Genomic DNA, 20740 nt, shown 5'->3' with positions numbered 1-20740 from the left:
GCGTCCGATGGCGCGTCGACGCGGTCCTGGGCGCCCCTGCGGGTCAGGAGTGGCCGTGGCTCGCGTCCTCGTAGGGTGTGCTGACGCCGTCGTAGACGAGTTGCAGCATCATGCCCTGGTCCTGGTGCCGCAGGTTGTGGCAGTGGTTCATCCAGATGCCGGGGTTGGTGGCCCGGAACGCCACCTCCCAGACCTCGCCCGGCCGCACGTCGAAGGTGTCCACCCACAACGGGCTGCCGGAGGAGCGCGTCCCGTCCCGGGAGAGGATCAGCACGGGGTGGCCGTGCAGGTGCCAGGGGTGCGTCTCGAGGCTCCGGTTCACCACGGTGTAACGGACGAGGTCCCCCTCGGCAACGAGCTGGTCGGGGATCGACGGGTGCCCGCGGCCGTCGACGGTCTGGGCGTAGGCCGGGCGACCGTCGACCATGGCCAGGGCCCGGTCCAGGACGATCGTGAAGTGCCGGTCGGCGTCGTCGGCGTCGAACGGCACGGTCGCGGGTTCGCCGTAGTGCAGCAGATCGAGTTCCGGCCAGCCGGAGGTGTCCGGCAGGGCCGGGTCGTTCCCGGTGTGGCCGGTCGGGCGCAGCAGTACGCCGCTGCCGTGGTCGTGGTCGAGCACCAGGGCCACCGGTGTGCCCGGCATCGCCAGGACCACGTCGTACCGTCCACCCGCGGGTAGGCGAAGCCCGGCCTCACGCACCTCGCCCGGCTGGTGGAGGTCGCGGCCGTCGACGGCCACCACCCGGAACGGCGTGCCGGCCAGCGCGAACCAGTGCGGCTCCGAGTCGGTGTTGACCAGTCGCAGTCGTACGGGCGCGCCGGGGCGGACCGCGTGTTCGGTGCGCCCCTCCCGGTTCCCGATCACGACGGTGTCGTCGAAGGTGTGTACGGGCAGCGTCAGGTCCAGCTCCTCCGCTTGCCCTCCCGCTCGCGGCTTCACGACGAGCGTCCCGTACAACCCTCGGCGCACGGCGGGGTGCGATGCCTGGTGCGTGTGGTACCAGTACGTCCCCACCTGGTCGGCGCGGAACCGGTAGACGAACTCACCGCCCGGCGCCACCGCGTCCTGCGTGGCTCCCGGCGCACCGTCCTCACCACACGGCACGTCGTATCCGTGCCAGTGCAGGGTGACGCCGTCCTCGACGTCGGAGTTGCGCAGCGTCACCTCGATCAGATCACCCTGCGTCGCGATGATCGCCGGGCCGGGCAGCTGGCCGTCGTAGGTCCACGCGTCGACGTCACCCCCGGACGCGAGGCGTACGGTGGCGGTCCTGGCGGTGAGGGTGTGTCGGTGACTGGTGCCGCCCGGGGCCGGTGCGCTGGGACCCCGCAGGTCCGCCACCGAGACCGGTGGCCGGGACCCGGAGGCGCGTCGCGGTCCGCCACCGGTGACCACCGCCTCGGGACCCCGGAACAGCAGGCCGACACCGGTGATCCCCGCTCCCGCCGCGACCGCTCCGGCGGTCAGGCCGATGAACCCACGGCGGGAGAGTGCCGAGCTGTCCCGTGGCGCCGTCGTACGCAGGCTGACCGGGGATTCGGCATCGGTGTGCTCGCCGGCCTGCCTGCCGAGCACCTGCGCGGTCAGGAGAGCGCCGGCACAGACGAGGGAGACCGCGATCAGCGCGGTGCTCCAGGTCAGCGGGTATCCGGCGAGGAACGTCACCACCAGGCCGACCAGTGCGGCGTACGCGGCGGTGAACAGCGCGACGACACCGCCGACCGGCAGGCCCGCACCGGGCGTCCGCCGCGCGGCGAACAGCCGGGGCCCGGCGACGACCACGGCGGCCAGTGCCGCGGCCCCGAGCAGGGGAAGCCCCAACAGGACCTTCTCCTGTGCGAACCACCAACCCCGACCGGCCAACGTCACGACGGTGGCCGGTCGGGTGAGCGTCACCAGGACGGCTCCGATGAGGAGGCCGAAGGCGAGCCGATGGCGCCGGAGGGCCGCCGTGACACCGGTCGCGAACCAGAACGCGACACTCAGCAGTGCTACGGCATGGTCCAGCAGGATCCATTGGACCGTGGTCATGACGCCGATCGCGCCGGGCCGGCTGCCGAGCCGGCGGTCGGAGAGCCGGCCCGCGTGGTGGGCGGCGTGGCCGCCAGTTCACGCGCCTGCCGGAAGACGGTGTGGGCCACGATCGCCATGGCCAGCCCGTTCACCGCGTGCAGACCGAACACGAGCTGCCCGGCGGCGGTGGTGTCTCCCGAGTCCCCGAAGGCCCGGGCGATGACCGCGATCACCGGCTGCAGGACCCCGAGGCCCGCGATCAGGCCGGAGAGGCCGACGATCCGACCGGGCAGCTTCGCCACCGCGGCGACCACCGTCAGGATCACGGCGAGCAGGATGGTCACGAAGCCCAGGCCACGGTGGGGCCGGAACGCCTCGTCGAGCGGCGCGGAGTCGAACGCGCCACTGGCGGCCAGGAAGAACTGCACGACGATGACGGCCAGCAACACCGCTGCCAGTCCGGCGAATGCTTTACGCATGGGAGAACCCCTTTAGGTCGGTTGGGTCAGAGGGGTGTTCGGTCCGCCGACGCGGTGCGGCCAAGGTGCCTCCGTCGGTGGTTCCAGGCAAGCGATTCTCCCACGATCAAGCTGGTGAGTTCTTCGATCAGCGGATGAGGATGGTCTACGCGTTCGGACGTAGAGAGATCGACTCTGACCGCGCTCCTCGTCGTAGCTGTCCGCGTGTCTGACGGGATTCGCGTGGGCCCCGGGATATCTATGATTGCGCCATGCAGGACCGATTCGCGGGGCTCCGCCTGCCCGCGCTGGCGCAGGATCTGATCCTCGCCCTCTTCATCACCGTGATGCAGGTCCAGGGGACCCTCCGCCGGGTGGCGGCGGAACCCGACACGGTGCTGCGCCCGCTCACCGACCTCGGGAACCTGGGCTTCGCGCTGCTGGTCGTCAGCGGCGCCGTGGTGGCCGTACGCCGCCGCTGGCCGTTCGCGACGTTCGTCACGGCCGGGTTCGCCAGCCTGGCGTACTACACCCTCGACTTTCCCGACGGTCCGGGCTGGCTCGGGCTCTTCGTCGCCATCTACACGCTCACCGCCCTCGGCGACGGGCGACGGTCCCTGTTCGCGGCCGGCGTGGGGATCGCGGCGTTGTCCACGATCTGGCTGGTCGCGGCGACCGACCTCGAACCCCGGGACGCGATCGGGTGGGTGTTCTTCCGGATCGGCGCCAGCATCATGAGCGCCGCCCTCGGCGAGTCCGTCCGCTCCCGGCGGGTCATCGCGGCCAAGGCACTGGAACGGGCCGAGTCGGCGGAACGGACCCGGGAGGAGGAGGCGCGTGCCCGGGTCGACGCCGAGCGGCTGCGGATCGCCCGGGAGGTGCACGACACCGTCGCGCACGCCATCGCCATCATCAACGTCCAGGCCGGGGTCACCGCGTACGTCCTCGACAAGCGGCCGGAACTGGCCCGTGAGACGCTGCGGACCATCGAGCAGATGAGTTCCCAGGCGTTGCGGGAGATGCGGGCCATCCTGGGGATGTTGCGCGATTCCAGCGAGGGCCGGGTGCCGCCCCCCGGCCTGGCGGAGATCGACGACCTCACCGCGAAGGCGCGCGACGCCGGACTCGACATCAACCTCGAGGTGACGTCGCCGACGTCGCCGCCACCGAGCGCGGTGAGCAACGCCGCGTACCGCATCCTCCAGGAGTCGATCACCAACGTGATCCGCCACGTCGGACCGACCCGGGTGAACGTGGTGCTGGACTACGGCATCGACGCCCTGGAGGTCCGGGTGACCAACGAAGCGCGTCGTCGCGACGGGGCCGACGCCCGGATGGCGCTGCACGCGGCGGTCGCGCCGGGCAGCGGCACCGCCGACCCGGCCGAGCCCGGCTGCGGCATCTTCGGCATGCGCGAACGCTGTCTGCTCCTCGGCGGTGACCTGGCCGCCGAGGCGCTGCCGGACGGCGGGTTCGAGGTCAAGGCACGCCTGCCGCTCGCCCCGGCGGGAACGGCACATCGGTGAGCACGGAGAACGCGCCCTCCGGCGGTACGCCGATCAGGGTGCTGCTCGCCGACGACGAGCGGCTGGTGCGCTCCGGGTTCCGGCTTCTGCTCGACGTCGAGGACGACATCGAGGTGGTGGGGGAGGCCACCACCGGGGCCGAGGCGGTGGAGCAGGTCCGGGTCACGCGACCGGACGTCGTGCTCATGGACATCCGGATGCCCAAGCTGGACGGTATCCAGGCCACCAGCGAGATCGCCCGGACCGTCGGGCTGCACCAGGTCCGCGTGCTGATCCTGACCACCTACGAAACCGACGCGTACGTCTTCGAGGCGCTTCAGGCCGGCGCGTCGGGCTTCCTGCTCAAGGACGCCGGACCGGCCGAACTCCTGCACGCCATCCGGGTCGTCGCCGCCGGGGAGGCGTTGCTGGCGCCACGGATCACCCGCCGCCTCATCGCCCAGTTCACCGCGGCCCGGACGGTGACCAAGGCCAGCGAGGACCGACTGGCGGTGCTGACCCAACGCGAGCGCGAGGTGCTGGCCCTGGTGGGGCAGGGCCTGAGCAACGACGAGATCGGTGCCGAGCTCTTCCTCAGCCCGGCGACCGCCCGTACCCACGTCAGTCACGCGATGGGCAAGCTGGGCGCCCGCGACCGTGCGCAACTGGTGGTCATCGCCTTCCAGACGGGACTGGTGAGCCCGCTCACCGGGGACGCGCACCCACGCGTGCCTCCGGAACGCCGGCACTTCCCGCGTCCCTGAGCAGCGAGACGAGCAGATCGGTGAGGATCTGCGGGCCGTGCTGGGTGAGGACGGACTCGAGGTGGAACTGCACGGAACGGAACCCCGCGCCGCGCAGGGCGTGCACCTCGCCGGTCTCGGGATTCCGGCTGATCTCCAGGGGCCGGTGCCGCCCGCAGGAGATGAAGTCGTGTTCGGAGCGGGCGGTGTAGGTGTTGTAGAAGCCCACGAGTTCGCTTCGACCGAACAGGTCGACCCGCTTCTGGACGCCCTGGTTGGGCACCGGGCGGCGGATGATCTCGAAGCCGAGTTCGGCGGCGAGAATCTGGTGGCCCAGGCAGATGGACAGGAACGGTACGGTGCCGGCGAGCAGGTCACGGGTGAGCGCGCGGAGCGTGTTCATGCGCGGGTCCGTCGCGTCACCGGGGTCGCCGGGGCCGGGACCGACGACGGCGAGGTCGTAGTCCTGCGGATGCAGCGGACTGTCGAACCGCGTGATCGTGGTCCGCAGGCCGAGGGCACGCAGCTGGTGACCGAGCATCCCCATGAAGGTGTCCTCGTTGTCGACGACCAGCACGCGCCGTCCGTCCAGCGCCGGGTCCGGGGTGCTCCGGTGTGCCCCGTCGAGCCAGAACCGCGAGAGCGTGGCGTTGCGGGACAGCAGTGCCTGGCGCACCCGGGGATGGGCGGCCGGTGACGGGTGCCCTCCCCCGGGGGTGGGCGCACCCGCGGCGCGGGCTCCGGCGAGGCCGAGCGCTTCGAGCACGCCGGCGGCCTTGGCCCGCGTCTCGGCCACCTCCGACTCGGGGTGGGAGTCACGGACCAGCGTGGCGCCGACGCCCAGACGCAGCCGGCCGTCGTCGCGGATCTCGGCGGTCCGGATCATGATCGCCGAGTCGAGGGTGCGGCTGCCCGTCCCGTCACGGCCGATCAACGCGAGGACGCCGCTGTAGTATCCGCGGCCCGTCGTCTCGTGGCGGCCGATGACCCGGAAGGCGTTCTCGAGCGGACTGCCGGTGACGGTCGGTGCGAGCAGGGTCTCCCGCAGCACGTCGCGTACGTCGAGATCGCTCCGGCCGGTCAGGATGTACTCGGTGTGGGTCAGGCGCGCCATTTCCTTGAGAAACGGGCCGTGCACCCGGCCGCCGGAGGTGCACATTCGGGCCATCATTTTCAGTTCCTCGTCCACGACCATGTAGAGCTCGTTGGCCTCTTTCGGGTCGTGCAGGAAATCCAGGAGCCCGGAAATGTCCGGACCGGTCGCGGGATGCCGGTAGGTCCCGCTGATGGGATTCATCGAGACGGTGCCGTCGACCATACTGACGTGCCGTTCCGGCGAGGCGCCGATGAACGTCGTTCCCGCGCCGGTGTGGAACAGGAACGTCCAGTACGACCCGAGTTCACCGGTCAGCAGCCGCCGGAAGATCGCGAGTTCGGTGCGGACCGAGTAGTCGTCCAGGCGTGCGGTGAAGGAACGCCGGATGACGAAGTTGGAGCCGGCGCCCTGTCCGATCTCGTCTGCCAGCACCCGCCTGACGATCGCCGCGTAGTCCTCGTCGCTGACGTCGAACCCGGCGTCGGACACGGGCACGTTCTGCTCGGGCAGGCTGGCCAGGGCCTGGGCGCGGCTGAGTCGGGCCTGCCGGTGGACGCGCATGGCGAGCAGGGGCGCGTGATCGTCGTGGCAGTCGAACCCACGTTCGGTGATCTGGCGGTACGGGATCGCCACGAGCAGGTCGTGCCGCGCGCCGTTCGCCGGCTCGCCGGGCAGGGGCAGGTCGGCGAGGCTGTCCACATCGCAGACCTCGCCGGTCAGGACCTCCACCTGCGCGTTGTGGGCCGAGCCGGGCCGGTACAGCAGGGCGAAGGCACGCCCGTCCTCGCCGAGGCCGGCCAGAACGTCCGGGGGGCTGGCCATGCTCGAATGCGTCCCGTCCATATCGCTCCCTTTGCATGAGATCAGATCACCCCTCTCGATACTGCGGCGGCGAAAGTCGTCGCACATGACGTGACGTCGTCGTCCCGTATTTCCGGTAACGCTGGGGCGGTATGGCGTAAACACCTGAATGAGGATCACCACTCGCGTACGTCGTAGCCGGCGAGGTGCACCGCGACTACTGTCGGCGGCATACGACTTCGACGAGGGGCGGTGAAAACGACTGTGAATGTGCTGGTCCAGAAATACGGCGGTACTTCCCTGCAGACTCTCGACTGCGTCCGTCATGCCGCCCTGCGTATCGCGGCGGCCCGGCGGCGTGGATCGGCCGTCGCCGTGGTCGTCTCGGCGCGTGGCAGCAGAACCGACGATCTGCTGCGGCTGGCCGCCGACGTCGGTGCCACGGATCCGTCCCGGGAACTGGACCAGTTGCTGGCCGTGGGCGAGTCCGAGTCGGCGGCGTTGATGGCCCTCGCCCTGAACGGGCTGGGGGTGCCGGCCATCTCGCTGACCGGACACCAGGCCGGGATCCGGACCACCGACCGGCACGGCGACGCGCTCATCTCGAGGATCGGGGCCGAACGTGTGCAGGCGGCGCTGGACGCTGGCGAGGTCGCCGTGGTCACCGGATTCCAGGGGGTCGACCGCGTCGGGGACGTCGCCACGCTCGGACGCGGCGGCTCGGACACGACCGCGGTCGCGCTGGCGGCGCGACTTCGCGCATCGGCCTGCGAGATCTACACCGACGTGGACGGTGTCTTCAGCGCCGACCCCCGCATCCTGCCCGCGGCCCGCTGCCTGCCCTGGGTCCAGCCCGGCGTGATGGCGGAGATGGCGTTCGCCGGCGCGCGGGTCCTGCACACCCGCTGCATCGAACTGGCCGCCATGGAAGGGGTCGAAGTGCGCGTCCGTAACGCCTCGTCACAGGCGCCCGGAACGACCGTCGTGGAGTGGCCGGACGGCCGGCCGCTGGAGACCCGGCGGGCCGTCGTGGCGGTCACCCACGACACCGACGTCGTGCGCGTGCTGGTGCACTGCCGGGACATCCGCCGGGACCTGGCCCCGGACGTGTTCGAGGTGCTGGCCGCCCACGGGACGGTGGTGGACCTGGTGGCCAGGTCCGGGCCCTACGAGAACGAGTTCCGGATGGGCTTCACGATCCGTCGCAGCCAGGCCCAGTCCGTGCGGGCCGCACTGCACGAGCTGACGACCGCCTTCGGCGGGGGTGTGCACTTCGACGAGAACGTCGGCAAGGTGTCGGTGGTCGGGATGGGCCTGCTCAGCCGGCCCGAGTACACGGCCAGGCTGATGGCGGCACTGGCCACGGCCGGCATTCCGACGAGCTGGATCTCCACCTCCCAGATGCGGCTGTCCGTGATTGTGCCGCGCGAACGCACCGTCGACGCCGTCGAGACCCTGCACCGCGAGTTCCACCTCGACCGGCACGAGCCGGCAGACGTCACCTCCGCGACCTCCGGCCGTCCCGCCATCGCTTGAGAGAGGCATGACACCCGTGGCCGTACTCAACGCCTCGTTCGCCCGGAACCTCCGCCTGCGACGCCTGTTCCGGCAGGGTGACGGGCGCCTGCTCGTCGTACCGCTCGATCACTCCGTCACCGACGGACCGCTGCGCCGTGGCGACCTGAACTCCCTGCTCGGGGAGCTGGCCGGCACCGGTGTCGACGCCGTGGTGCTGCACAAGGGCAGCCTCCGCCACGTCGATCCCGGGTGGTTCGGCGACATGTCGCTGATCGTGCACCTGAGCGTGAGCACCCGACACGCGCCGGATCCGGACGCGAAGTACCTGGTCGCCCACGTGGAGGAGGCGCTGCGGTTGGGCGCCGACGCGGTCAGCGTGCACGTCAACCTGGGCTCACCCCAGGAGGCGAGGCAGATCGCCGACCTGGCGGCCGTGGCGGGGGAGTGCGACCGCTGGAACGTCCCGCTGCTCGCCATGGTGTACGCCCGGGGACCGCAGATCACCGACCCCGGGGCGCCGGAGCTGGTGGCGCACGCCGCGACCCTGGCCGCCGACCTCGGGGCGGACATCGTCAAGACCAACTACGCGGGCACCCCCGAGCAGATGGCCGACGTGGTCCGTTCCTGCCCCATCCCGCTCATCGTGGCCGGCGGCCCCCGCTCGGCCGACACCGAGACCGTGCTGGCCTACGTGTCGGACGCGCTGCGCGGCGGCGCGGTCGGAGTGGCCATGGGACGCAACGTCTTCCAGGCCGACCAGCCCGGCTGGATGGCCGCCGCGGTCGCGCGGCTGGTGCACGAGACACCGCGGGTCCCGGACACCGACAGCGTCGACGACCGGCTCGCCCTGACCTACTGAGACTCCCTGACCTTCCGCGCGAGGAGAGACCCGTGAAGCTGTGCTGGCTGGACATCCGTAACGTCAACGGTGCCAAGGCGGCCATCGTCGAGGAGGCCGTCCACCAGAGGGTGGACGCCATCGTGGCGGCCGATCCGGCCGACCTGGAGCCGCTTCCCCCGACGGTGAAGAAGGTCCTGTTCCCGCAGAACCAGCCGCTGCCGGAGAAGCTGCACCCCGCCGACCTGGTCATCGTCGAGCCGGCCCGCCACGGGGACCCGGCCGCGCTGGCGGCTCAGTACCCCGACGTGGAGTTCGGCCGGTACGTGGAGATCACCGACGCGGACAGCCTGGAGGACGCCTGCCGCGCCGCGCGCTACGACCGGTGGAGCCTCCTGTACTTCCGGGACCCCACCAAGATCCCGCTGGAGATCGTGCTGGCCGCCGCGGCCGGCGCGGAGGGCAGCATCGTCACCCAGGTGGCCGACGTCGAGGAGGCGGAGATCGTCTTCGGTGTCCTCGAACACGGCTCCGACGGCGTGATGCTCGCCCCCCGTGTCCCGGGTGAGGCCACCGCGTTGAAGTCCGCCGCGGTCAGCAGGGCGGCGGACCTGTCGCTGGTGGAGCTGGAGGTCACCGGCATCCGGCGGGTCGGGATGGGCGAGCGCGCCTGCGTCGACACCTGCACGAACTTCCGGCTCGACGAGGGCATCCTCGTCGGCTCGCACTCCACCGGCATGATCCTGTGCTGCAGCGAGACCCACCCCCTGCCGTACATGCCGACCCGGCCGTTCCGGGTCAACGCTGGTGCGCTGCACTCGTACACGCTGTCGGCCAACGGGCGCACCAACTACCTCAGCGAGCTCACCTCCGGCGGCCGGGTGCTCGCCGTCGACTCCCAGGGGAAGTCCCGGATCGTCACCGTGGGGCGGGTCAAGATCGAGACGCGTCCGCTGCTCGCGATCGACGCGGTCGCGCCCTCCGGGGTGACGGTCAACCTCATCGTCCAGGACGACTGGCACGTCCGGGTGCTCGGGCCGGGTGGCACGGTGCTCAACGTCACGGAGCTGACGGCGGGCACGAAGGTGCTCGGCTACCTGCCGGTCGAGAAGCGGCACGTCGGCTACCCGATCGACGAGTTCTGCATCGAGAAGTGAGCGACGGGCGCGATGGGGGACGAGCGGTGGCCGCGATGACCGCACCGGGAGCGTCGGGGGATGTCCGCCTCCCTGCGCCCGTGTTCGACTTCCACGTACGCCTGGCTCCCCGGCCGGGGGCCGGGGAGCGGCTCCGGTCGGCGCTGGACGAGTGCGGGCTGGAGCGGGCGGTGGTGTGCGCGGGCGGCACCATCGACCTGGACCGCCTGTCCCGCCAACTCGTCGAGGGTGGACACGTCGAGACCGACGCCGACAACGACGCGGTGCTGGCCGCCTGCGCGGGCACCGACGGACGCCTGGTGCCGTTCTTCTTTGCCAACCCGCACCGCCCGGCCGAGGTGTACCGGGCCCGGGCCGCCGAGTTCCGCGGCCTGGAGATCTCGCCCGCCGTCCACGGGGTCGGCCTGACCGATCCCCGGGTCGCCGACCTCGTCGGCGTGGCGGCGGAGTTCGACCACCCGGTGTACGTGGTCTGCCTGGACCGGCCGGGCGCGGGCGTGGCCGACCTCGTCGACCTGGGCCGCCGGTTCCCGCAGGTGGACTTCGTGCTCGGGCACAGCGGCATCGGCAACATCGACCTCTACGCCCTCACCCTGATCCGGGACGAGCCCAACATCCTGCTGGAGACCTCGGGCGGCTACACGTGCGTGGTCGAGGCGGCGCTGCGCCGCCTCGGCGCCGGGCGGGTGGTGTTCGGCTCCGAGTACCCGCTCCAGCACCCGGCCGTGGAGCTGGCCAAGTTCCAGGCACTGCGGCTGTCGCCCGAGCAGTGGCGGCAGGTCGCCTGGGACAACGCACATCGACTGCTAGGAGAGGAGAAGCGGTGAACGACCCACGTCCGAGCCTGCCTCAACTCGGCCAGTGGCACGGGCCGGAGGACCTTCAGCGCCTTCAGGAGAAGCAGCTGTCGCAGACGGTCACCTGGGCGACCCGCTCGCCGTTCTACCGCGACCGGCTGGACCCGGGGGCCCTGCCCGCGACCGCCGCCGACCTCGCCGACCTGCCGCTGACCACGAAGCAGGACCTGCGGGACAACTACCCCTTCGGCATGCTCGCCGTCCCGAAGGAGCGGCTGGCGACCTACCACGAGTCGAGCGGGACCGCCGGCCGGCCCACGCCCTCCTACTACACGGCCGAGGACTGGACCGACCTGGCCGAGCGCTTCGCCCGCAAGTGGATCGGGATGTCCGCCGAGGACGTCTTCCTGGTGCGCACGCCGTACGCGCTGCTGCTGACGGGGCATCTCGCGCACGCCGCCGGCCGGCTGCGCGGGGCCACCGTGGTGCCCGGCGACAACCGGTCGCTGGCCATGCCGTACGCCCGGGTCGTCCGGGTGATGCACGACCTGGGTGTCACGCTGACCTGGTCGGTGCCGACCGAATGTCTCATCTGGGCCGCCGCGGCGACCGCGGCCGGGCACCGGCCCGACGCCGACTTCCCCGCGCTGCGGGCGTTGTTCGTCGGCGGCGAGCCGCTCACCGACGCCCGCCGTCGCCGGATCAGCCGGCTGTGGGGGGTGCCGGTGATCGAGGAGTACGGCTCCACCGAGACCGGCAGCCTCGCCGGCGAGTGCCCGAACGGCCGGATGCACCTGTGGGCCGACCGGGCGCTGTTCGAGGTGTACGACCCCCGGACCGGCACCGTCCGCGCGGACGGGGACGGCCAGCTCGTGGTCACCCCGCTGTTCCGCGAGGCGATGCCGCTGCTGCGCTACAACCTCGAGGACGACGTGTCGGTCTCCTACGACGACTGTGCCTGCGGTTGGAACCTCCCCACCGTCCGGGTGCTCGGCAGGGCGGCGTTCGGCTACCGGGTCGGCGCGGCGACGATCACCCAGCACCGGCTGGAGGAACTCGTCTTCTCCCTCCCGGAGTCCCACGGGGTGGTGTTCTGGCGGGCGAAGGCGGACCCGACGGTGTTGCGCATCGAGATCGAGGTGCCCGAGGAGCACCGGGCGGCCGCGCAGGCGGAGCTGACGGCTGCGGTACGGGCCGCGTTCGGGGTCGACAGCGAGGTCGTCGGGCTGGCTCCGGGGACGCTGGTGCCGCGCGAGGCGCTGACCAGCATGCCGGACGTGGTCAAGCCGCGCAGCCTGTTCGGGCCCGACGAGGACTGGGGCAAAGCGCTCCTCTACTACTGACGGAGACGACATGCCGCAGATACGGGTGGCCGTGGCCGGGGCCGGAATCGTCGGCCTCACCCTCGCCGCCGCCCTGCACCGGGCCGGCATCGACTGCCACGTCCACGAGCAGGCCGAGCGCCTGAGCGAGGTGGGGGCGGGAGTACAGGTGGCGCCCAACGCCACCCGGCTGCTGCACCGGCTGGGCCTGCGCGACCGCCTGCGCGCCGTCGCGGTCGCACCGCGGGCGATCGAGATGCGCCGCTGGGACGACGGCCGGCTCCTGCACCGCACCCCGCTGGGCGACCAGTGCCACCGCCGGTTCGGGGCGCCCTACTACGCGGTGCACCGGGCGGACCTGCACAGCGCCCTGCTCTCGCTCGTGCCGCCGGACCGGCTGCACCTCGGGGCCCGGCTCGTCGCCGTCACGCAGAGCACCGACGAGGCGCGGCTGCACCTGTCCGACGGTGCGACGGTCACGGCCGATCTGGTGGTGGGCGCCGACGGCATCCACTCGGTCGTGCGCGAGCAGATCGTGGCCGACCAGCCGCGGTACTCCGGGCAGACGATCTACCGGGGACTGGTCCCGGCCGAACGGGTGCCCTTCCTGCTCACCGCCCCCCGGGTGCAGCTGTGGCTCGGGCCGGACCAGCACGTCGTGTGCTATCCGGTGTCGTCCGGCCGGCAGGTGAGCTTCGGCGCGACCGTCTCCGCCGCCGACTGGCGGGAGGAGTCGTGGTCGGCGCGGGGTGACGTCGCCGAACTCGCGACGGCGTACGCGGGCTGGCACCCGGACGTCGCCCGACTGATCGGCGCGGCGCAGACGGTCAGCAGGTGGGCGCTGCACGACCGCGAGAGCATCGACCGGCTCAGCTCGGGACGGGTGGCCGTCATCGGTGACGCCGCGCATCCGATGCTGCCGTTCCAGGCGCAGGGCGCGAACCAGGCGATCGAGGACGCCGTCGTGCTCGCGGTCTGTCTGGCCGACGCGGGCCCGGGTGGTCTGGACGCGGCCCTGCGCCGCTACGAACGGATCCGGCTTCCCCGCACCACGCGGATCCAGCGCCAGTCCCGTGCCAACGCGGAGACCTTCCACCTGGTCGACGGGGACGCCCAGCGCCGCCGCGACACCTCCGCGGAGATCTCGTCGGGTCTGGACCGCCACGAGTGGCTCTTCGGGTATGACGCCGAGCAGGCCGCCACGACCAGCAGGAGGGCATGATGGAACTGACCGGAATCGAGTCGACGGTCGCACTGGTCACCGGTGCGGGGCAGGGCATCGGCGCTGCCGTGGCAGGCGTCCTGGCCGGTGCGGGAGCGCACGTCGCGGCCGTGGACCGCAATGCCGAGGCACTCGCCACCGTCGTGACCAAACTCGAGGCCGAGGGCCAGTCGGCCCGTGGCTACCGCGTCGACGTCTGCGACAGCGAGGCCGTGGACGTGCTCGTGCGGCGTGTCGAGGACGAGCTGGGACCGGTCGGGATCCTCGTCAACGCGGCCGGCGTCCTGCACACCGGCCGGGTGGTCGAGATGTCGGACCGGCAGTGGAGCGACACCTTCTCGGTCAACGCGGCCGGGGTGTTCCACGTGTCCCGTGCGGTGGCCCGGCGGATGGTCGGCCGCCGGCGCGGCGCGATCGTGACCGTGGCGTCCAACGCCGCCGGTGTGCCGCGCGCGGAGATGGCCGCCTACGCCGCCTCGAAGGCCGCGTCCGCCCACTTCACCCGGTGTCTGGGACTGGAGCTCGCCGACTACGGCATCCGGTGCAACGTCGTCTCGCCCGGCTCGACCGACACACCGATGCTGCGGGCGATGCTCGGCGAGGGCGGCGACCCGAGGCAGGTGATCGAGGGTTCGCCGGCCGCGTACAAGGTCGGCATCCCGCTGCGGAAGCTGGCCCAGCCCCGGGACGTGGCCGAGGCGGTCGCGTACCTCGTGTCCGACCAGGCCGGCCACGTCACCATGCACGACCTGTACGTGGACGGCGGCGCCGCGCTGCACGTGTGACGGCGGCGCCGCACGTGTGACGGCGGCGCCGGCCCGCACGTGTGACGTCGCAGAGGGGAAACAGGAGGCGAAGAAGTATGGCCATGACTCCGATCGCGCCGTACCGCATGCCCGGTGACGACGACCTGCCGGGCACGGCGCTGCCCTGGCGCCCGCGTCCGGACCGGGCCGCCGTGCTGGTGCACGACATGCAGCGGTACTTCCTGCGCCCGTTTCCGGCCGGGCAGTCTCCGCTGACCGAGCTGGTCGCCAACGTGATGAAGCTGCTCGCGGCGGCGCGCGCGGCCGGGGTGCCGGTGCTGTACACGGCGCAGCCGGGTGGCATGAGCCGCCAGGACCGGGGGCTGCTGCACGACCTCTGGGGTCCCGGCATGAGCAGCGAGGAGGCCGACCGCGGCCTCGCCGACGACATCGCCCCCGAGCCGGGCGACACGGTGCTGACCAAGTGGCGCTACAGCGCGTTCTACCGCAGCGACCTGGAGGACCGGCTGCGGCGGTCGGGACGGGACCAGCTCGTCGTCTGCGGCGTCTACGCGCACATGGGGTGCCTCGTCACCGCCTGCGACGCGTTCAGCCGTGACATCCAGCCGTTCCTAGTGGCGGACGCGCTGGCCGACCTGTCGTTCGACGACCATCTCATGGCGCTCCGCTACGCCGCGAAGCGCTGCGCGGTGCCGTTGTCCACGGCCACCGTGCTGGCCGAGTTGGAGAGCTAGGCGGCCGGGTGGCCATGCCCCCGGCCGGACCCATCACCCGACCATGGAGGAACACGTCAATGTCCGAGCGTACTCAGGTCGTCGTCGTCGGCGGAACGTCGGGGATCGGTCGACACTTCGCCCAGTCGGCAGCCAGACGGGGAAACGACGTGGTCGTCACCGGTCGTTCGGAGGACCGGACCAAGGGCGTCGCCGACGAGATCGGCGGGCGGACCCGCGGGCTCGCCCTGGACCTGGCCGAGCCGGAGCGGATCGTGGCCGCGCTGGCCGACGTGCGACGCGTCGACCATCTGGTGCTCGCGGCGCTCGACCGGGACTACAACACGGTTCGGGAATACCGTCCGGCCGACGCGATCCGCCTGTTGACGGTGAAACTCGTCGGCTACACGGCGGTTCTGCAGGCGCTCGCCCCGCGGATGACCGACGAGAGCGCGGTCGTCCTGATCGGCGGCCTGGCCAGTCACCGGCCGTATCCGGGCTCCACGAGCGTGACGACCGCCAACGGCGGCATCGGCGCGCTGGTCAGGACGCTGGCGGTGGAACTCTCGCCGGTCCGGGTCAACGCCCTGCACCCGAGCATCGTCTCCGACACGCCCTTCTGGAGTGACAAGCCCGCCGCGCGCGAGGCCGCCGCTGCACGCGCGCTCACCAGGCGGCCGGTGACCATGCAGGACTGCACCGAGGCGATCACGTTCCTGCTGGAGAACCGGGCGGTCAACGGTGTCAACCTGAACATCGACGGCGGGGAGGTGCTCATCTGAGGCCGGTCGTGACCCGCCACGGCCCCCACCAGCCGGTCGCGCCCTGCCCGTGTTCCCGCTGCGCGCGTGGGTAGCGGGAGAGGTCCCGGGCCGAGAAGAGGGCCATGCCGGCGTGGAAGCCCGCCACCGGTACCGGCAGCCGTGCCCAGTAGGCGAGTCTGCCGTCGACGTGGAACTCCACCTCCGACGTCTCGGCCCGGTAGGTGACGGCGTAACCGTGCCGACGTCCCGGCTCCGTCGGCACGTCCAGCACCACCCGGTGGATGTAGTGCTCGTCCGGGCGGGTCACGCCGGGAAGTGCCAGTCGCTCGACGACCGCGTAGACGGTGTCGTTCGTGGCGGCGGCGTTGAGCACGACGCCGGTCTCCAGGTCGAAGAGGTTCACCGTGCCGTAGGCGTCGAGCAGGTCGTGCGGAATCTGGCCGTGGGTCCGCACCCCCATCTCGACCTCGAACGTCAGCCGGCCCGCTGCCGGCACGGCGAAGCGTCGTACGGACCGGTACATCTGCTTGGCGTTGTTCCGCCTCGGGTCCGTGTCGTGGAAGCGGGTGAACGGGTTGACGGTCAGCTCCAGCCGCCCGTCACCGGTCCGCACCCGGGCGTTGCGGTCCTGGTACCGGATGGTCGCGCCGTCCGCTCCCGCCATCGACATGATCGTCCAGCGGGCGGGGTCGAGTTCGTCGCTCGTGAAGTCGTCGTACGTCCACGTGGTCTTCTCCAGCGCCGAGGTCATGGCGACACCATCGGCCCCGCAGCCATCGACAGACATCACACGTTCACGCGGTTCGACCGGAGCGGCACGCCATTCTGGCGCCGCACGCCGAAAATCCCGTGAATGGGCCATGCCTGGTGTGGGAGGGGTGACGGAGACTGCCGCGTATCGACTGACCGCCACGTCACGACGACGTCATCACGACGTCCTCAGTAGAGGAGGTGTCATGGGCACGGTGGACTCGGCAGCGAACAGCGACCGTTATGTCGCGGTATATGACAGCGCCCAGTTCCAGACCCTGCGGCGTCGGTCCAATTCCTTCATCGTCTGGGCGAGTGTCGCCTTCTACGGGTGGTGGTTCATCGGCATCTCGCTCGCCGCCTTCGTGCCGGGCTTCTTCCGGACGGGGCTCGGCGGCCCGATGAACGTGGGCCTGCTGTTCATCCTCCTGTCGCTCCTCCTCGTGGTGGCGATCGCCGTGGTGTACCTGCGCTTCGCCCGTGAACGACTCGATCCCCTCAGCGAGCAGATCCGGGCGGACCTGGAAGGAGACCTCCGATGACCGGTGTTCTCGCGGCCCCCGCGCCACCCCCGATCGAAAACACCTGGGCGGCGCCCGCGATCGCCTTCGCGGTCGCCATCGCCATCGGCGTCGTGGTGTTCGTCCTGGCGAACGCGGCCCGTGGCCGCATTCGCAACCCGGACGACTTCCTTCTCGCGGGACGGCGGGTCGGCGCCGGTCAGAACGCCCTCGCGATGGTCGGCGGGACCATCATGTACTCGACCGTGATCATCATTACCGGGCACGTCGCGCTGAACGGCTTCGACGCCATCCTCCTGCTGACCGCCTTCACGATGTCCACCGTGGTCGGCGTGCTGATCTACGCCGGACCGGTGCGGAACGTGGGCGGCCACACCCTGGGCGACGTTTTCGCGCTGCGCGCCCGCGAGCGGCCGGCGCGGATGGCGTCGGCGGTCCTCACCCTGATCGTCTTCGGCATGTTCACGATCATCGCCGTGGGCTCGGTCGCCTTCGTCGCCAACCGGATGTTCTCCACCAGCTCCACGGTGAACGCGCCCCTGGTGGCCGGCATCACCGCCGTCGTCGGCCTGGTCGCCATCGCCTGGGTGTACCTGGGCGGCATGGAGGGAGTCACCAAGGTCCTGGTGCTCAAGGTGGTCCTGATGGGCGGCCTGGTGGCGGTGCTGACCGCGGTGGTGCTCGCCCGGTACAAGCTGAACCTCGTCGAGCTGCTCAACGACGCCGAGGCCAATGCGGCACCGGACAAGCGCGGTCTCGACCTCCTGACCACCGGCCGTCTCTTCGAACCGGGCTCCACGTACGGGTCGGACCAGGACCCGTGGGTCCACCTGTCGAAGGTCTTCTCCATCGCCGTCGGGGCCCTGGGAATGCCGTTCCTGTTCATGCGGTACTTCGTCACGCCCAACGGACGGGAGGCGCGGCGGTCGGCCGGCTGGGCGTCGATCATCACCGTCCTCTTCTGGACGTGCATGATCATCCTCGGTCTCGGTGCCGTCGCGATCCTCGGCGGGGACGCCATCGGCCTGGTGGGGGCCCACCGCGACATCACCCTGCCGAAGATCGCCGACGAGATCGGCGGTGGCTGGGCCACCGGCGCACTCGGCGGGATCGCCCTGATGGCGACCGGCGCGATCTTCGCGACGCTGCTGCTCAACGGGGTGACGTCCATCACCAAGGACGTCAACGCGGTGCGGGGCCGGAAGCTGGACCCGGCCACCGAACTCAAGAGCATCCGGCGCAACGTGCTGATCGTCGGGATCGCCTCCCTCGTCGGCGGCCTGGTGATGTTGACGCAGCTCACCCACATCTTCATCCCGACGTCGATCGACCTGGGTGCCGCCTGTGTCCTGCCGGCGGTCGTCTACTCGCTGTTCTGGCGGCGGTACAACACGAGGGGACTGCAGTGGACGGTCTACGGCGGGCTCGCCGTGACCCTGCTCATGGTCGTGTTCTCCAACGGGGTGTCGGGTGATCCCACCGCCCTGTTCCCCGACGCCGACTTCAAGTTCGTCGACTTCGAGCCCGGCCTGCTCGGTGCGCCGCTCGGCTTCCTGTTCGGCTACCTCGGTTCGGTCACCAGCAAGGAGCGCGACGACGCCCGCTTCGCCGAGGCGCAGGTGCGTGCTCTCACGGGTGCCGTCGTGCCCGCCGGGAGGGACCTGCCCGCCCGTGGCACGGACGAGCGTGGCGGCGACAGCCGGCTGGTCAGCGAAACCAACTGAACAACCGCGAACGGTGTGGGGCGGTCGCACCGCCCCACACCCCTTCGGGAGGGCCAATCGTGGATCCGGTACCGGTTCTGGTCGTGGGCGCGGGCCCGGTCGGCATGGTCACCGCCCTGGCGCTCGCCCGCCAGGGCGTTTCCTGTGTCCTCGTCGACCAGGGCTTCGAGACATCCGTTCACCCCAAGCTCGACTACGTCAACTCCCGCAGCATGGAGTTCCTCCGGCAGCTCGGCATCGCCGACGACGTCCGTGCCGCCGGGGTCGCGCCCGAGCACCGGGCCGACGTGATCTGGTCGACCGGCCTCGCCGGTGAACCGATCACCACGTGGGGACTTCCCTCGGTGGACGAGGAGTGGCGACGCATCGCCGAACAGAACGACGGCACCCAGCCCACCGAGCCCGGTCAGCGGATCTCCCAGATCGACCTGGAGCCGGTCCTGCGGGCCCACTGCCGGCGCAGTCCGCTCGTCGACCTGCGCTGCGGGCTGCGCTTCGACTCCCTCACCCAGGACGACGACACGGTGACCAGTCACCTGGTCGACGTGCTGACCGACCAACCGGTCCGGCTGCGATCCCGGTACGTGATCGGGTGCGACGGCGCGTCGAGCCAGGTCCGCAGGGCGGTGGGCATCGGCGAGGAGGGCTTCGACGTACCCGGGTTGCCGGGTGCCTTCATGGTGCACTTCAAGAGCCGCGACCTGGACAGCCTGCACCGGCACGGGCGGTTCTGGCACTACTTCGCCTTCCGGTACATCATCATCGCCCAGGACGAGGTGGACACCTGGACCGCGCACGTCAACGGCATGGACGCGTCCGAGTTCGACACCCCGCCAGCCGATCCGGCGGCCTTCCTGCTCGACACGATGCGGACGGACCTGAAGATCGACAAGGTGCTCCTGACCTCCCGCTGGCGCCCCGGCTTCATGATCGCGGACCGGTACCGGGCCGGACGCGTTCTCCTCGCCGGCGACTCCGCCCATCGCATGTTCCCGACCGGTGCCTACGGAATGAACACCGGCATCGGCGACGCGGTCGACGCGGCCTGGAAGATCGCCGCCCTGGTCAGGGGCTTCGGCGGCCCCGGGCTGCTCGACAGCTACGAGACGGAACGCCGGCCGGTGGGCCTGCGCACCATGCACACGTCACACCGGCACCTCGGTGTGCACCTGAAGGCGGGAGCACTTCTCCGCGAGGGTGCCCCGCCCGATGCCGTCGCCGCCTTTCTCACCGCCGAGCGCGGCGAGAACGAGTACCGGGGCATCGAGCTGGGCTACCGCTACGGCGACTCGCCCGTCGTCTGCCACGACGATGCGCCCGAACCCCCGTGGAGCCCCCGGGAGTACACACCGACGACCTGGCCCGGCGGCCGTCCGCCCAGCCTCGTCCTCGACGACGGCGAACCGATCTACGATCGCTTCGCCCCGTCCTTCACCCTCGTCGACTTCGTCGGCGACGGCCGCGCGGACCCGCTCCTCGACGCGGCAGCCGCCCAGGGTGTGCCGGTCAGCCACACGGTGGTGACCGACGCCGGCGCCCGGCAGGTATGGGAACGCGACCTCGTCCTCCTCCGGCCCGACCATCACGTGGCCTGGCGCGGGAACCGGGCCGACCTGGACCCGGCGGCCGTGATCCGACGGGTACGAGGCGCCCGGTGAGCCGCCTCGCCGGTTGACGCCCGCGTCGTCCCGTCCGCGCCCGGCGTAGCGGTCACCGCCGCCCGCCGGGCGCGCGCCGGACCCGTTCCGCTGCCCGTGCCGGACGACCGGTTCCGCCGGGTGCACGCCGGACCGGGTTGCCCGCCGGTGCGGACCCGTTCCGCCGGGCGTCTGCCGGGCCGGGTTGCCCGTCACGTGCCGGACCCACTCCCGCCGGGCGCGTGTCGGACCGATGGCGCGAACGCGCCACGGCCGTTTCCGGGTGCGCCTGCTCGGCCGCGTCGACCGCGTGGCGCCGCGGTGTCCGGCAAACGGCGCTCCCAGCAGCGCGAAGACGTGATGTGCGCGCGTCGGAGGCTCGGTCACGCTATC

18 protein-coding genes are annotated in these 20740 nt (G+C 71.4%); 14 read left to right on the top strand and 4 right to left on the bottom strand.

Going from position 1 to position 20740, the window contains the following annotated elements; genetic code table 11:
* Positions 1 to 43 precede the first annotated feature (43 nt).
* A complete protein-coding gene (locus IGA62_RS05940; protein ID WP_145815903.1) occupies positions 44 to 2032 on the bottom strand; it encodes a multicopper oxidase family protein in 1989 nt (662 codons plus the stop codon).
* The gene (locus tag IGA62_RS05935) at positions 2029 to 2493 is read right to left on the bottom strand and encodes a DUF6220 domain-containing protein (RefSeq protein WP_145815904.1); all 465 of its coding nucleotides are present in this window, start codon (positions 2491 to 2493) and stop codon (positions 2029 to 2031) included. The genes IGA62_RS05940 and IGA62_RS05935 overlap by 4 nt, the downstream gene beginning before the upstream one ends.
* A gap of 251 nt (positions 2494 to 2744) precedes the next feature.
* Between IGA62_RS05935 and IGA62_RS05930 the strand changes: the two genes are divergently transcribed.
* The gene (locus tag IGA62_RS05930) at positions 2745 to 3998 is read left to right on the top strand and encodes a sensor histidine kinase (protein WP_145815905.1); all 1254 of its coding nucleotides are present in this window, start codon (positions 2745 to 2747) and stop codon (positions 3996 to 3998) included.
* A complete protein-coding gene (locus tag IGA62_RS05925; protein ID WP_145815906.1) occupies positions 3995 to 4741 on the top strand; it encodes a response regulator transcription factor in 747 nt (248 codons plus the stop codon). Before IGA62_RS05930 ends, IGA62_RS05925 begins: the two co-directional genes overlap by 4 nt.
* Here IGA62_RS05925 and IGA62_RS05920 read toward each other — a convergent pair.
* Positions 4683 to 6638, bottom strand: coding sequence for an anthranilate synthase family protein (locus tag IGA62_RS05920; RefSeq protein ID WP_145815907.1), 1956 nt, complete (start codon positions 6636 to 6638; stop codon positions 4683 to 4685). The genes IGA62_RS05925 and IGA62_RS05920 overlap by 59 nt on opposite strands.
* A gap of 231 nt (positions 6639 to 6869) precedes the next feature.
* Here IGA62_RS05920 and IGA62_RS05915 point away from each other — a divergent pair, with 231 nt between their 5' ends.
* From IGA62_RS05915 to IGA62_RS05875, 9 genes are all read left to right on the top strand, one after another.
* The gene (locus IGA62_RS05915) at positions 6870 to 8153 is read left to right on the top strand and encodes an aspartate kinase (protein WP_198501209.1); all 1284 of its coding nucleotides are present in this window, start codon (positions 6870 to 6872) and stop codon (positions 8151 to 8153) included.
* Positions 8154 to 8160: 7 nt separating this feature from the next.
* Positions 8161 to 8994, top strand: coding sequence for a 2-amino-3,7-dideoxy-D-threo-hept-6-ulosonate synthase (locus tag IGA62_RS05910; RefSeq protein WP_198501208.1), 834 nt, complete (start codon positions 8161 to 8163; stop codon positions 8992 to 8994).
* A 32-nt stretch (positions 8995 to 9026) separates the two neighbouring features.
* Positions 9027 to 10130, top strand: coding sequence for a 3-dehydroquinate synthase II (locus IGA62_RS05905; RefSeq protein WP_145815908.1), 1104 nt, complete (start codon positions 9027 to 9029; stop codon positions 10128 to 10130).
* A gap of 80 nt (positions 10131 to 10210) precedes the next feature.
* The gene (locus IGA62_RS05900) at positions 10211 to 10957 is read left to right on the top strand and encodes an amidohydrolase family protein (RefSeq protein WP_232624894.1); all 747 of its coding nucleotides are present in this window, start codon (positions 10211 to 10213) and stop codon (positions 10955 to 10957) included.
* Positions 10954 to 12270: a phenylacetate--CoA ligase family protein gene (locus IGA62_RS05895; RefSeq protein ID WP_145815910.1), complete on the top strand. Its 1317-nt coding sequence runs from the start codon at positions 10954 to 10956 to the stop codon at positions 12268 to 12270. Before IGA62_RS05900 ends, IGA62_RS05895 begins: the two co-directional genes overlap by 4 nt.
* A gap of 10 nt (positions 12271 to 12280) precedes the next feature.
* Positions 12281 to 13471 carry an FAD-dependent monooxygenase gene (locus IGA62_RS05890; protein ID WP_145815911.1) on the top strand — a complete coding sequence of 397 codons (1191 nt, stop codon included), beginning with the start codon at positions 12281 to 12283 and terminating at the stop codon, positions 13469 to 13471.
* Positions 13471 to 14256, top strand: a complete 786-nt coding sequence (locus IGA62_RS05885; RefSeq protein WP_145815912.1) for a 2,3-dihydro-2,3-dihydroxybenzoate dehydrogenase — start codon at positions 13471 to 13473, stop codon at positions 14254 to 14256. Before IGA62_RS05890 ends, IGA62_RS05885 begins: the two co-directional genes overlap by 1 nt.
* A gap of 83 nt (positions 14257 to 14339) precedes the next feature.
* Positions 14340 to 14972, top strand: coding sequence for an isochorismatase family protein (locus IGA62_RS05880; RefSeq protein ID WP_198501207.1), 633 nt, complete (start codon positions 14340 to 14342; stop codon positions 14970 to 14972).
* Positions 14973 to 15031: 59 nt separating this feature from the next.
* Entirely contained in the window at positions 15032 to 15733 is a 702-nt protein-coding gene (locus tag IGA62_RS05875) for an SDR family NAD(P)-dependent oxidoreductase (protein WP_145815914.1), read from the top strand.
* Here the strand turns inward: IGA62_RS05875 and IGA62_RS05870 are convergent.
* The gene (locus IGA62_RS05870) at positions 15726 to 16466 is read right to left on the bottom strand and encodes a DUF6081 family protein (RefSeq protein WP_145815915.1); all 741 of its coding nucleotides are present in this window, start codon (positions 16464 to 16466) and stop codon (positions 15726 to 15728) included. The two genes, IGA62_RS05875 and IGA62_RS05870, sit on opposite strands and share 8 nt — an antisense overlap.
* A 205-nt stretch (positions 16467 to 16671) precedes the next feature.
* Between IGA62_RS05870 and IGA62_RS05865 the strand changes: the two genes are divergently transcribed.
* Genes IGA62_RS05865 through IGA62_RS05855 form a run of 3 tightly spaced genes read left to right on the top strand, consistent with a single transcriptional unit; the run spans position 16672 to position 20368 of the window.
* Positions 16672 to 17007 carry a DUF485 domain-containing protein gene (locus IGA62_RS05865; RefSeq protein ID WP_145815916.1) on the top strand — a complete coding sequence of 112 codons (336 nt, stop codon included), beginning with the start codon at positions 16672 to 16674 and terminating at the stop codon, positions 17005 to 17007.
* Entirely contained in the window at positions 17004 to 18710 is a 1707-nt protein-coding gene (locus IGA62_RS05860) for a solute symporter family protein (protein WP_145815917.1), read from the top strand. The genes IGA62_RS05865 and IGA62_RS05860 overlap by 4 nt, the downstream gene beginning before the upstream one ends.
* 59 nt (positions 18711 to 18769) lie before the next feature.
* The gene (locus tag IGA62_RS05855) at positions 18770 to 20368 is read left to right on the top strand and encodes an FAD-dependent monooxygenase (protein WP_198501206.1); all 1599 of its coding nucleotides are present in this window, start codon (positions 18770 to 18772) and stop codon (positions 20366 to 20368) included.
* Positions 20369 to 20740: the final 372 nt, after the last annotated feature.

It is taken from the genome of Micromonospora sagamiensis (assembly GCF_014680085.1).
Taxonomy (GTDB): domain Bacteria; phylum Actinomycetota; class Actinomycetes; order Mycobacteriales; family Micromonosporaceae; genus Micromonospora; species Micromonospora inyonensis.
This window is presented reverse-complemented; position numbering and strand designations above follow the sequence as displayed.